We start from the raw sequence: 13,140 nt of genomic DNA, 5'->3' as shown, positions 1-13,140 counted from the left end.
CCGTGAGCTGGCGGCGCAACTGCGAAAACGTGCCGTTGGCCAGCACCAACAGGTCGAAGCGGCCGAGTTCTCGCTCGCGCTGGCGCAGCGTCACACCCGCATCGTCCTGCGCGAACCCATCCACCGCCACGCCGCAGTGCCAATCGGCGCCGCTGGCCCGCAGCGCCTGCCAGAGCAAGCCCATCAAGGCGCCGCGCTGCGCGCCCAGGCCGTGCACCTCTGGACCCAGGCAGCGGTAGTCCATGTCCAGCACGCTGCGGCCAGTGGCGGTGTCGCCCACCAGCTGGTGGACCACGGCGCCGAGCGCAACCATTTCGTCCCGCAAGCCGAGCTGACCCAGCACCTGCAGACCGGTGGGTTGCAGCAGCACGCCTGCACCAATCGGCGCCGGCTCCGCCACTGCCTCGAAGACCTGCACCGCATGGCCGGCGCGGCGCAGCAACACCGCCGCCGCGCAACCGGCCACGCCAGCGCCGACGACCGCGACCTTCAGTTGGCCCGAGGACTTCAGCACTGCCTCACTCGAAGGCCAGGATGGACTGGTCCACCGCCAGGCTGTCGCCCTTCTTGGCGAGCACGTCCTTGACGATGCCGTCCTGCGTGGCAACCAGGATGTTCTCCATCTTCATCGCCTCGATCACCGCCAGCTTCTCGCCGGCCAGCACCTTCTGGCCGATGGCCACCGAGACCTCGGCCAGCAGGCCGGGCATGGGCGAGAGCAGGAACTTGGACAGGTCAGGCGGCGCCTTGTAGGGCATCAGCTTGAGCAGCTCGGCGGCACGCGGCAACAGCGCCAGCGCGTCAATGGCGGTGCCGTTGTGCGAGACACGCAGCGCCAGCGGCTGGCGCGCCGGGCTGCGCTCGATCTGTGCGCTGAAGGGCTTGCCGTCCACCGTGCCGACCATCAGCACGTCGCCGAGCTTGGTGTGGCTCTGGATCTGGAAGGTTTTGCCACCGACGGTCACGGCCAGCGTGCCCTTGGCCGCATCGAACTCGCCCAGCGCCACCGGGTGGTGCACATGTTGGCCTTGCTCGCCGAGCTGCACGATGACCAGCTCGTCAGCATGTGCCACGTCATGGCCCTGCAACTGGCCGGTGATGCCGGCTGCGCGCTCGCGGGCCTTGCGGCGCACGAAGGCCGCCAGCGCCACCAGGAACAGGGGCTCGTCGTGCGGCACGTCCTCGGCGCGGAAACCGTGGGCGTAGTGCTCGGCGATGAAGCCGGTGTTGAAGTCGCCGCTGACGAATTTCGGGTGCGCCAGCAGCGCGGCCTGGAACGGGATGTTGCTGGAGATGCCGCGGATCACGAACGCGTTCAGCGCCTCGCGCATCTTGGCAATCGCGTCATTGCGGTCCCGCCCGTGCACGATCAGCTTGGCGATCATCGAGTCATAGAACATCGGGATCTCGCCGCCTTCGTAGACGCCGGTGTCCACCCGAACACCGCCCCAGGTGTTCGTCGACAGGTTCTCGCCACCGAAGCCGCCCTCGTAGGCAGGGCCCTGCAGCGTCTGCACCGACTGTTCGAGTGCGGTGGCCGGCGGCTGGTACTTCACCAGCCGACCTGTGGACGGCAGGAAGTTGCGGAACGGATCTTCGGCATTGATGCGGCACTCGATGGCCCAGCCCTCGCGCTTGAGGTCCGCCTGCGTGAAGCCCAGCGGTTCGCCGGCCGCCACGCGGATCATCTGCTCCACCAGGTCCAGCCCGGTGATGCACTCGGTCACCGGGTGTTCCACCTGCAGCCGGGTGTTCATCTCCAGGAAGTAGAAGCTCTGGTCCTTGCCGACCACGAACTCCACCGTGCCGGCGCTCTGGTACTTCACCGCCTTGGCCAGTTGCACCGCCTGCGCACCCATGGCCTGGCGCGTCTCCTCACTGATGAAGGGCGACGGCGCCTCTTCGATCACCTTCTGATGCCGGCGCTGGATGGAACATTCGCGCTCCCACAGGAACACCGCGTTGCCCTGCGAATCGCCCAGCACCTGGATCTCGATGTGGCGCGGCTCCTCGACGAACTTCTCGATGAAGACGCGGTCGTCGCCGAAGCTGTTGCGGGCCTCGTTGCGGCAGGACGAGAAACCGTCGAAGGCTTCCTTGTCGTTGAAGGCCACGCGCAAGCCCTTGCCGCCGCCGCCGGCGCTGGCCTTGATCATCACCGGGTAGCCCACCCCCTTGGCAATCTCGACCGCCTGCTCGGGCGTGTCGATCGCTTCGTTCCAACCGGGGATGGTGCTGACGTTCGCTTCCTTCGCCAGCTTCTTCGAGGCGATCTTGTCGCCCATCGCGGCAATCGAATAATGCTTCGGCCCGATGAACACCAGGCCCTCTTCCTCGACCCGGCGCGCAAACGCCTCGTTCTCCGACAGAAAGCCGTAGCCCGGGTGGATGGCCTCGGCACCGGTGGCCTTGGCTGCGGCAATGATCTTGTCGGCCACGAGATAGGACTCGCGCGAAGGCGCCGGGCCCAGCAGCACGGCCTCGTCAGCCAGCGCCACGTGGCGAGCCTCCTTGTCCGCCTCGGAATACACCGCCACGGTGGCAATGCCCATCTTCTTCGCGGTCTTGATGACGCGGCAGGCGATCTCGCCCCGGTTCGCAATGAGGATCTTTTTAAACATCGCTCAACACCTTACGTATTCGCAGCAATTGCGAGTGTCCAGACACCCGACTTGGATGCCGGCTCAACAACACCCTCTGATCTCAAGGCAGTGCACGCCCACCTCATGTCGTACTGCCACGAAAAGAATAGATCTCCTGCTTCGCGAAGGTCGGATTCGTGATGCGTCCAGATGTCCCGCGCCACAGAGATCAGATGTGCTTCACCCCCGCTACGTTGCAAGGCATCAATCACCCATTGCTTTAGGACATCACGAGCTACGGTCATGTCGTCTCCTTCACAGAGGAATATTGCCGTGCTTGCGCCACGGGTTGTCGAGCTGCTTGTCCTTGAGCATGACCAGCGAGCGGCAGATGCGCTTGCGGGTCTCGTGCGGCTGGATCACGTCGTCGATGAAGCCGCGGCTGCCGGCCACGAAGGGGTTCGCGAAGCGGGCCTTGTATTCGGCTTCCTTGGCTGCGAGCTTGGCCGGGTCGCCCTTGTCTTCGCGGAAGATGATCTCGACGGCGCCTTTGGCACCCATCACCGCGATCTCGGCGTTCGGCCAGGCGAAGTTCACGTCGCCGCGCAGGTGCTTGGAGCTCATCACGTCATAGGCGCCGCCATAGGCCTTGCGGGTGATCACGGTGATCTTGGGCACCGTGCATTCGGCGTAGGCATACAGCAGCTTGGCGCCGTGCTTGATGATGCCGCCGTACTCCTGCGAGGTGCCGGGCATGAAGCCGGGCACGTCGACGAAGGTGACGACCGGTATCTGGAACGCATCGCAGAAGCGCACGAAGCGCGCGGCCTTGATGCTGCTCTTGATGTCCAGGCAGCCGGCCAGCACCTGCGGGTTGTTGGCCACGATGCCGACCGTTGCGCCTTCCATGCGCGCGAAGCCGATCACGATGTTGGCCGCGTAGTCGGGCTGCAGCTCGAAGAAGTCGCCGTCGTCCACCACCTTCAGGATCAGCTCCTTCATCTCATAGGGCTTGTTCGGGTTCTCGGGCACCAGCGTGTCCAGCGACAGGTCCATGCGCGTGCCGGGATCGCCGCTGGGGCGCACGGGCGGCTTCTCGCGGTTGGACAGCGGCAGGTAGTTGAAGAAGCGGCGCAGCATCAGCAGCGCTTCCACGTCGTTGTTGAAGGCCAGGTCGGCCACGCCGCTGCGGCCGGTGTGGGTGAGCGCGCCGCCCAGCTCCTCGGCCGTCACGCTTTCGTGCGTGACCGTCTTCACCACCTCGGGGCCGGTGACGAACATGTACGAGCTGTCCTTCACCATGAAGATGAAGTCAGTCATGGCCGGCGAATAGACCGCGCCGCCAGCGCAGGGCCCCATGATCATGCTGATCTGCGGCACCACGCCGGAGGCCATCACGTTGCGCTGGAACACGTCCGCATAACCGCCCAGCGAGGCCACGCCTTCCTGGATGCGCGCGCCGCCCGAGTCATTCAGCCCGATGACAGGCGCGCCGACCTTCATCGCCTGGTCCATCACCTTGCAGATCTTCTCGGCGTGCGCTTCAGAGAGTGCGCCGCCGAAGACGGTGAAGTCCTGGCTGAAGACAAACACAAGGCGACCGTTGATGGTGCCGTAGCCGGTCACCACGCCGTCGCCGGGGATCTTGTTGTCGGCCATGCCGAAGTCGGTGCAGCGGTGCTCGACGAACATGTCCCACTCTTCGAACGTGCCTTCGTCCAGCAGCAGCTCCAGGCGTTCGCGCGCCGTCAGCTTGCCCTTGCCATGCTGTGCGGCGATGCGCTTCTCGCCGCCACCCAAACGGGCCTTCTGGCGCTGGTCTTCCAGCCGTTGCTGAATGTCTTGCATGGGGTCGTCCTCTTGTCTCGTTCGGGTATCTGGAAAGATGGTGAGATCAGCGCGTGTCCAGCAGGTCCAGCAGGCGGCGCGCAGCCACCGAGGCAGCCACCTGGCCGGCGCGCACCGCAGCAGTCAGCGGTGCCAGTTGTTCTCGCACCCCAGGGTGGGCGCGGAAGCGGGCTTTCAGGCCGGCGTCCAGCCGCTCCCACATCCAGGACTCGTCCTGGCGCTGGCGGCGCGCCGCGATCTGGCCGGCCGCGGCGCGCAGCGTACGGAAGCGCTGCACGGTCTGCCAGAAAGTGTCCACGCCCTGGGCTTTCAGCGCACTGAGCTGGATCACGGTGGGCTGCCATTGCTCAATGGTGCCCCCAGGCCGGGACTGCGCTCCGGCCGCCCCCCAAGGGGGTGGAGGAAACTTGGGGCGGCCCGGCGTTTCCTCCGGCGCGCCCGGCGCCGGATGGGCCATGCCGTGGCCGTGGAACAGGCGCTGCGCCGAACTGATCTGCGCGCGGGCGCGGGTGGCCGCGGCTTCGTCCAGGTCGGCCTTGTTGATGACGACCAGGTCGGCGATTTCCATCACGCCTTTCTTGATCGCCTGCAGGTCGTCTCCGGCATTGGGCAGCTGCATCAGCACGAACATGTCGGTCATGCCGGCGACTGCTGTTTCGCTCTGGCCCACGCCCACGGTCTCGACGATCACCATGTCATAGCCCGCCGCCTCGCAGACCAGCATGGCCTCGCGCGTGCGCTCGGCCACGCCACCCAGCGTGCCGCTGCTGGGGCTGGGGCGGATGTAGGCAGACTCATTGACGCTGAGCTGCTCCATGCGCGTCTTGTCGCCCAGGATGGAGCCGCCGGAAACGCTGGAAGATGGGTCCACCGCCAGCACCGCCACGCGATGGCCCAGGGCAATCAGGTGCAGCCCCAGCGCCTCGATGAAAGTGCTCTTGCCGACACCCGGCACACCGGAGATGCCAAGCCGGAACGAGCGGCCGGTGTGCGGCAGCAAGGCGTTGAGCAATGCGTCCGCACGGAGCCGGTGGTCCGCGCGGGTGGACTCCAGCAGCGTGATGGTCTTGGCGATGGCGCGGCGCTGCTGGGCTGCATCGCCCGTGGTCACCTGCGCCAACAGCAGGGCATCGGCCGCCGGCAGCGATCCATCCCGTGGCGTCGCGCAATCCAGCGGCTGCGGCGGATCCGGCTCTGCCGGTCCGCTTGCAGCGCCCCCCTGGGGGGGAGCGCCGCAGGCGCTACGGGAGGGGGTCATGGTCTTGCCGAGCGCAGGTAGTACAGGTCCCACTCGCCTTCGGCCTGCAGCACGAAGCCGTGGCGCAGGTAGAAGCGGTTGGCGTCGCTGTGCTTGAGGGCGGTCACGCTGACGGCCTTGTGCTGCGCGTCTGCCTCGTTCAGCACCTGCGACAGCACCCAGGAACCGATGCCTTCGCCCTGCGCGCTGGGATGGATGTAGAGGTGGTCCAGCAGCCAGTCATGCTCGCGCGGCACGACGACGACAAAGCCAACCAGTTCGCCGCTGCGCAGGATGTGCCGCGTGTACGCCGGCAGGTAGCCGCGCGAGAGGCGCTCGCGGGCGCGCTGCGGGTCGAAACGGCCCACCTTGTCCAGGCTTTCGCGCATGGCGGCCAGGCGCAGCGACAGCAAGGCCTCGAAATCGCCTTCGCCAGCCGGGGCCAGTGACAGTGAGCCGGCGGGTGGAACAGGGGGGAGCGTCATACAGCAGTCCTTGGGGCGACGGCGGTCCGCGGAGTGCGGGCGCTGGCCGGCGGTCAGTCAATCAGTGTCGATCAAACCGCTCAGGCGGACTGTGCAGCGCGGATCTGCTCCAGCACGTCCTTGGCGCTGACGGGGATCGGCGTGCCTGGGCCGTAGATGCCCTTGACGCCGGCGTCGTAGAGGAAGCCGTAGTCCTGCGCGGGGATGACGCCGCCGACAAAAACGATGATGTCGTCCGCGCCCTGCTTCTTCAGCTCGGCCACGATGGCCGGCACCAGCGTCTTGTGCCCCGCCGCCAGCGTGGAGATGCCCACCGCATGCACGTCGTTCTCGATGGCCTGGCGGGCGCACTCTTCGGGCGTCTGGAACAGCGGGCCCATGTCCACGTCGAAGCCCAGGTCGGCAAACGCGGTGGCCACCACCTTGGCGCCGCGGTCGTGCCCGTCCTGGCCGAGCTTGGCGATCATCACGCGCGGCCGGCGACCGGCTTCTTCGGCAAACGCGGCAATCTCGTTCTGCAGCTTCTCCCAGCCTTCGGCCGAGTCATAGGCCGCGGCATAGACGCCGGTGACCTTCTGGATGTCGGCGCGGTGGCGGCCGTAGGCCTTCTCCAGCGCGTCGCTCACCTCGCCCACCGTGGCGCGCAGGCGCACCGCCTGGATGCTCAAGTCCAGCAGGTTGCCCTGCCCGCTTTCGGCGGCGGCAGTGAGCGCCGCCAGCGCGGCCTCAACCTTGGCGCTGTCGCGTGCAGCGCGCAGGTTCTTCAGGCGTTCGACCTGGGCCTCGCGCACCATGACGTTGTCGATGTCCAGGATCTCGATCGCGTCTTCCTTCGCGAGCTTGTACTTGTTGACGCCAACGATCACGTCCGCGCCGGAGTCGATGCGGGCCTGCTTCTCGGCCGCGGCGGCTTCGATCTTCAGCTTGGCCCAGCCGGAAGCGACGGCCTTGGTCATGCCACCCATGCCTTCGACTTCCTCGATGATGGCCCAGGCCTGGTCGGCCATGTCCTGGGTCAGTTTTTCCATCATGTAGCTGCCTGCCCAGGGGTCGACCACGCTGGTGATGTGCGTCTCTTCCTGGATGATGAGCTGGGTGTTGCGGGCGATGCGGGCACTGAATTCGGTGGGCAGCGCAATGGCTTCGTCCAGCGCGTTGGTGTGCAGGCTTTGCGTGCCGCCGAAGACGGCGGCCATGGCCTCGACTGTCGTGCGCACCACGTTGTTGTACGGGTCCTGCGCGGTCAGGCTCCAGCCTGAGGTCTGGCAGTGGGTGCGCAGCATCAGGCTCTTGGCCTTCTGGGCATTGAAGCCCTTCATGATGCGGCACCACAGCAGGCGCGCCGCACGCATCTTGGCGATCTCCAGGTAGAAGTTCATGCCGATGGCCCAGAAGAAGCTGAGCCGGCCGGCGAAGTCGTCCACGTCCATGCCCTTGGCAATGGCGGTCTTCACGTACTCCTTGCCGTCCGCCAGCGTGAAGGCCAATTCAAGTGCCTGATTCGCGCCGGCCTCCTGCATGTGGTAGCCGGAGATGCTGATCGAGTTGAACTTCGGCATGTTCTTCGCCGTGTACTCGATGATGTCGCCGATGATGCGCATGCTCGGCTCGGGCGGGTAGATGTAGGTGTTGCGCACCATGAACTCTTTCAGAATGTCGTTCTGAATGGTGCCGGAGAGCTGGTCCTGCGCCACGCCCTGTTCTTCGGCGGCCACCACGTAGCCGGCCAGCACCGGCAGCACCGCGCCATTCATCGTCATCGAGACGGACACCTTGTCCAGCGGGATCTGGTCAAACAGGATCTTCATGTCCTCGACCGAGTCGATCGCCACACCCGCCTTGCCGACGTCGCCGGTCACGCGCGGATGGTCGCTGTCATAGCCGCGGTGGGTGGCGAGGTCGAAGGCTACCGACACGCCCTGCCCGCCGGCGGCCAGCGCCTTGCGGTAGAAGGCATTGCTGGCCTCGGCGGTGGAGAAGCCGGCGTACTGGCGAATGGTCCACGGGCGCACTGCGTACATCGTGGCCTGAGGGCCGCGCAGGAAGGGCTCGAAGCCGGGCAGCGTGTCGGTGTAGGCCAGGCCTTGCAGGTCGGCCGCGGTGTAGAGCGGCTTGACGGTGATGCCGTCTGGCGTCTGCCAGTTCAAGGCCTCCACGTTGCCATTCGGCGCGGACTTGGCAGCGGCCTGCGCCCATTGCGACAGGCTGGCAGGCTTGAACTCGGGCGAAGAACTTGACGACATGCGGGCTCCAGACGGGGCCCGCCATGAGCGCAGATGAGCGCGGGTCCACGTTTTCCATCATACGTGATTCATAATTATGGATGCAATATTCAAGCAGGCGTGAGATTTGCGTACGCAACGCCGCCGGGCCCGCCTGGGTCCGCCGTGCGCCCTGACCTCTTTCCATCGCTGACCGATTCGACCGTGACCGCTGACGACACCGCCACCCTCTTCTCCCCGCGGGCCCTGTACCAGCAGGTGGCAGAAAAACTGCGCGAGCAGATCTTCAACCGCGAGTTGGAGCCCGGCAGCTGGATCGACGAACAGAAGCTGGCGGTCGACTACGGCATCAGCCGCACGCCGCTGCGCGAGGCACTGAAGGTGCTGGCGGTCGAAGGCCTGGTGACGATGAAGGTGCGGCGCGGCGCCTATGTCACCGAGATGTCGGTGGCCGATGTGAACCAGGTCTATCACCTGCTGGGCCTGCTGGAGAGCGACGCTGCAGCCCAGGTGGCGCGCAAGGCCAGCGACGCGCAACTCGCCGAGTTGCAGGCCCTGCACGACCGGCTGGAAAGCCAGACCGGCCAGCGCGACGCATTCTTCCGCACCAACGAGCAGTTCCACATGGCCTTGCTGGCCGCTGCGGGCAACCGCTGGACCATCCAGATCGTCGACGACCTGCGCAAGATGATGAAGCTCAACCGCCATCATTCGCTGTTCAAGCAGGGCCGCATCGAGGAGTCGCTGGCGGAGCACCGTGAAGTGGTGGCGGCACTGCAGCGGCGTGATGCGCCAGGCGCTGCGGCGCTGATGCAGCGCCATTTCTCCAACGGCCTGGCCGCCGCAACGGGAAACTGAGCCCCGGCGGCGGCCGGTGCTTCAAGGCTGCAGCGTGAACGTGATGCCGCAGGCCTGGCTGTTGCTGCTGTTGTAGCCGCTCAGCGTCAGCTGGTCACCGGCCTGCACCGCGCTGAGGATCTCGCCGGTGTTGGCGCAGCCCCAGAACGTGCCGTTCGCGTAACCCACCTCGCCCCAGCTGTAGTCGGTCTGGTTGGGGATCTTGTCGATGCCGGCGGCCAGCAGGTCCAGCTCGAACGGATGGCCGGCAATGGCGCCACTGGTCCAGCTGCCGCTGATCACATAGCCATTCGCCGCGTTGCAGCTCATCGAAGCCTGCTGGCGCCCGCTGCTGAGGATGGACGTGGCCACGCTGCACACCTCGCCCAGCGCATTCTTGTAGGTGCCGGCGACGAAGTTGTTGCCGTTGACCTTGATGGACTTGACCGACACCACGTCGACCTTGACCGGCTTGCCGGCATCGTTGGCCGTCACGGTCATCGTCAGGTCCCAATAGGCGAGCTTGCCGGTCGAGTCGGTGATGGGCACGCGGTAGGCGTGCATCACGTTGCCGGTGGGCAGCACCAGGCCACGCTCCAGGTAGACCTGCGGTGCCGTCTGCGCCATGGCGGGCAGACAGGCCAGCCCAGCCACTGCGAGGCCCAGCCATCGGCAGGCGGACTTCAATTGGAAACCGTTCATGAATTTTTCTCCCTTTGATGGAATGCCGGACCGGCGAACACCGGCCTCGGGCGCCGCCGCAAAGCGGCGCGGGGGGATTCTGTCAGCGGGCAGGACGCTGCCGGCACACCACCAGCCAACCCCCCTAAAGCTGAACACCAGGCCTGCCCCAGCGTGGCCGAACCCCGATCCCCCGCTATGCTGCCGCGCATGTCACGCCAACCTCAACGCTCATCCCTGCTCCTCGTGCTCGCCCTGGCCCTGCCTTGCGCAAGCGCCATCGCCGATTCCGCCTGCTGGCCCGAAGCCAAGCTGATCGGCACCAGCGCGACCGGCTACGTGCGCGCCCACAAGCTCTGGGCGCAAGGCCCGGACGCTGGCGCCAAGCCCGCCGCGCAGGACGCCGTGCCCACCTGGACCCGCGATGGCCAGCCGGCCAAGCCGCTGCGCTGCGAAGAGATCAAGACCTTCAACGGCGAATGCCAGGACGAATACGCCTACGTGCCGCTGTGGGGCAACCCGACCGCCCCTCGCGTCGAGACCCGCAACGCCAGCGGCGAGCCGGTCTGGCTGCAGGTCGACACCAGCGACGGCCAGAGCGGCACCCCGGTGATGGCCATGGGCCGCCGCGGCGAGCTGGTGAACCCCGAAGACGCGCCCTTGCTCGTCGCGCACAACCCCAAGGCCGAGCCGGTCAAGTCCACGCCCGCCAGCGAAAAGGCCGTGCTGGCCTTCATGCAGCAGCAGGACAAGAAAACCCCGCGCGCCAAGCTGCAAGCCACGCTGCGCGGGCAGGAGGCGTCGGACCACTGGTCGCGCGAAGTGCAGGTCCTGGCCTTTGCCAAGTTGCCGGACGGCCTGTGGATGCAACTCGCCGAGACCTGGGCCTGGTCCGCCAAGGGCAACGGCCTGGACCCCAAGCCCAGCCCCTTCCTGCGCACCGGCTGGCTGCGCCACCGGGACGCAGACGGCAAGCTGCTGGCCGTGGTGCAAACGCCCTGGTGCGACTGACGCCCGCCCATGCTCACGCCATCAATCGAACCAGCACAAGGAACCCACGATGGGCAAGACCCGGCTTGAAGCTTTCAGCGATGGCGTGATGGCCATCATCATCACCATCATGGTCCTGGAGCTGAAGGTGCCACACGGCGAAGACCTGGCTTCGCTGCTGCCGCTGGCGCCGGTGTTCCTCAGCTACGTGCTGAGCTTCATCTACGTCGGCATTTACTGGAACAACCATCACCACATGCTGCACGCGGCCAGGCACGTGAACGGCGGCGTGCTGTGGGCCAACCTGCACCTGCTGTTCTGGCTGTCGCTGCTGCCCTTTGTCACGGGCTGGCTGGGCGAGAACCACTTCGGCCCCCTGCCCTGCGCGGTCTACGGCTTCGTGCTGCTGATGTGCGCTGTCGCCTGGTACCTGCTGCAGCTTTGCATCATGTCGGTGGACGGCAACGAGTCCATGCTCAAGCGCGCGCTGGGCAGCGACTGGAAAGGCAAGTTCTCGCCCTTCCTCTACATCGCCGGCATCGCCTCCTCGTTCTGGATGACCTGGCTGGCACTGTCGTTCTACGTGCTGTCGGCGCTGATCTGGCTGGTGCCGGACAGGCGCATCGAGCGGGTGGTCAACAGCGCCGAGACCTGACCCTGGCGGCAGGGGCCAAGCGCCCGTGACCGGCACAACCAGCAGCTGGCAAGTTGCAAGACTCGATCTGGGCCTTGAACCCCGGCTTCATCCATCCATCGCTTTCTCGCCCAGCTCCTAGCATCCTCGGTACCCGACATTGCGCTGCGCTTTTCCCGCGCGGCTGCCTGCCATGAGTGCCGATCCGACCGCCCCCGCCAGCCCGACCACCTTTGCCAAGCCGCCCAAGCTGCGGCTGGGGGACGTGCTGGTGCAGCAGAAGCTGGTGTCCGAGGCCCAGGTGCAGCAGGCGCTGGAGGAAGGCAAGCAGACGGGCAAGCGCCTCGGTCGCCTGCTGATCGAGCGTGGGCTGGTGACGGAAGAGGCGGTGGTACAGGCCCTGGCCACTCAGCTGCGCATTCCGTTTGTCAACCTGAAGACCTTCCCGCTGCGCAGCGACACGGTGAAGCTGCTGCCCGAGTCCCCCGCCCGGCGCCACCGCGCCATCGTGCTGGAAGACAAGGGCGAGTTCTGCACCGTGGCCGTGGCGGACCCATTGGACCTGTTCGCCTATGACGAACTGGTGCGGCTGCTGCGCAAGCCGATCCAGATCGCGGTGGCGGCCGAGAGCCAGCTGCCGGCAGCATTCGACAAGCACTACCGCCGCAACGACGAGATCACCGGCCTGGCCAAGGCGCTGGAAAAGGACGTGGGCGATGCGGTGGACTTCGGCACGCTGCAGGCCAGCCTAGGCCAGGAAGCCGCGCCCGTGGTGCGGCTGCTGCAATCGCTGTTCGAGGACGCCGTGAACGTCGGCGCGTCCGACGTTCACCTGGAGCCGCAGGAGCGCGAGCTGCTGATCCGCAACCGCGTGGACGGCGTGTTGCAGACCCAGGCGCAGGCCGACAAGCGCATTGCCGCAGCCCTCACGCAGCGCCTGAAGCTGATGGCCTCGCTGGACATTTCCGAGAAGCGCCTGCCGCAGGACGGCCGCTTCTCGCTGCGCCTGAAGGACCGCACGCTGGACGTGCGCCTGTCCACGCTGCCCAGCCAGCATGGCGAATCGGTGGTGATGCGGCTGCTGGGCCAGGACAGCGCGGTGCGCCGGCTCGACAGCATCGGCATGCCTTCGGCGATGCTGCGACGCTTCACCGAGATCCTCGGCCGCGTCTCCGGCATGGTGCTGGTCACCGGCCCCACGGGTTCCGGCAAGACGACCACGCTGTACGCCGCACTGGCCGAGGTGGACGCCGAGCAGAACAAGATCATCACCGTCGAAGACCCGGTGGAATACCGGCTGCCGGGCCTGACCCAGGTGCAGGTCAACGACAAGATCGAGCTGACCTTCGCGCGTGTGCTGCGCGCCTGTTTGCGGCAGGACCCGGACGTGATCCTGGTCGGCGAAATGCGTGATCCGGAGACGGCCGAGATCGGCCTGCGCGCCGCAATGACCGGCCACATGGTGCTCTCCACGCTGCACACCAAGGACGCCATCAGCACGCCGTTCCGCCTGCTGGACATGGGCGTGCCGGCCTTCATGGTCGCCACCTCGCTGCAGGCCGTGATCGCCCAGCGCCTGGTGCGCGGCGTGTGCGAACACTGCGCCGAGCCACATGCCCTCACC

11 protein-coding genes are annotated in these 13,140 nt (G+C 66.6%); 4 read left to right on the top strand and 7 right to left on the bottom strand.

Annotation, left to right across the window (positions count from 1 at the left end; all coding sequences use genetic code 11):
• The 6 genes from FKP22_RS08265 to scpA form a co-directional block, all read right to left on the bottom strand.
• Nucleotides 1–514, bottom strand: a 514-nt coding sequence (locus tag FKP22_RS08265; protein WP_211361338.1) for an FAD-dependent oxidoreductase, incomplete at its 3' end; no start/stop codon positions are given.
• A gap of 4 nt (nucleotides 515–518) precedes the next feature.
• Complete coding sequence (locus FKP22_RS08260) at nucleotides 519–2,621, bottom strand: acetyl-CoA carboxylase biotin carboxylase subunit (protein ID WP_141286869.1); 2,103 nt, start codon at nucleotides 2,619–2,621, stop codon at nucleotides 519–521.
• Nucleotides 2,622–2,897: 276 nt separating this feature from the next.
• Nucleotides 2,898–4,430, bottom strand: a complete 1,533-nt coding sequence (locus FKP22_RS08250; protein WP_141286867.1) for an acyl-CoA carboxylase subunit beta — start codon at nucleotides 4,428–4,430, stop codon at nucleotides 2,898–2,900.
• 46 nt (nucleotides 4,431–4,476) lie between these two features.
• On the bottom strand, nucleotides 4,477–5,688 hold the full coding sequence (gene meaB / locus FKP22_RS08245) for a methylmalonyl Co-A mutase-associated GTPase MeaB (protein WP_141286866.1): 1,212 nt from the start codon (nucleotides 5,686–5,688) through the stop codon (nucleotides 4,477–4,479).
• Entirely contained in the window at nucleotides 5,685–6,152 is a 468-nt protein-coding gene (locus tag FKP22_RS08240; protein ID WP_141286865.1) for a GNAT family N-acetyltransferase, read from the bottom strand. The genes meaB and FKP22_RS08240 overlap by 4 nt, the downstream gene beginning before the upstream one ends.
• Before the next feature lie 80 nt (nucleotides 6,153–6,232).
• Entirely contained in the window at nucleotides 6,233–8,395 is a 2,163-nt protein-coding gene (gene scpA / locus FKP22_RS08235) for a methylmalonyl-CoA mutase (protein WP_141286864.1), read from the bottom strand.
• Nucleotides 8,396–8,539: 144 nt separating this feature from the next.
• On the opposite strand from scpA, the gene FKP22_RS08230 reads away from it, so the two are divergent.
• Nucleotides 8,540–9,232, top strand: coding sequence for a GntR family transcriptional regulator (locus FKP22_RS08230; RefSeq protein WP_375140566.1), 693 nt, complete (start codon nucleotides 8,540–8,542; stop codon nucleotides 9,230–9,232).
• Between the two features lie 21 nt (nucleotides 9,233–9,253).
• Here FKP22_RS08230 and FKP22_RS08225 read toward each other — a convergent pair whose 3' ends face one another.
• Entirely contained in the window at nucleotides 9,254–9,913 is a 660-nt protein-coding gene (locus tag FKP22_RS08225; protein WP_141286862.1) for a hypothetical protein, read from the bottom strand.
• Between the two features lie 189 nt (nucleotides 9,914–10,102).
• Here FKP22_RS08225 and FKP22_RS08220 point away from each other — a divergent pair, with 189 nt between their 5' ends.
• The 3 genes from FKP22_RS08220 to FKP22_RS08210 form a co-directional block, all read left to right on the top strand.
• Nucleotides 10,103–10,903 carry a hypothetical protein gene (locus tag FKP22_RS08220; RefSeq protein WP_141286861.1) on the top strand — a complete coding sequence of 267 codons (801 nt, stop codon included), beginning with the start codon at nucleotides 10,103–10,105 and terminating at the stop codon, nucleotides 10,901–10,903.
• 49 nt (nucleotides 10,904–10,952) lie between these two features.
• Nucleotides 10,953–11,537, top strand: coding sequence for a TMEM175 family protein (locus FKP22_RS08215; protein ID WP_141286860.1), 585 nt, complete (start codon nucleotides 10,953–10,955; stop codon nucleotides 11,535–11,537).
• A 172-nt stretch (nucleotides 11,538–11,709) separates the two neighbouring features.
• The coding region (locus FKP22_RS08210; RefSeq protein ID WP_141286859.1) for a GspE/PulE family protein at nucleotides 11,710–13,140 on the top strand (1,431 nt) is incomplete at its 3' end.

It is taken from the genome of Ideonella azotifigens (assembly GCF_006519715.1).
GTDB lineage: Bacteria > Pseudomonadota > Gammaproteobacteria > Burkholderiales > Burkholderiaceae_C > Ideonella > Ideonella azotifigens.
The sequence above is the reverse complement of the archived record's forward strand: the minus strand, read 5'-3'. Positions and strand labels throughout refer to the sequence as shown.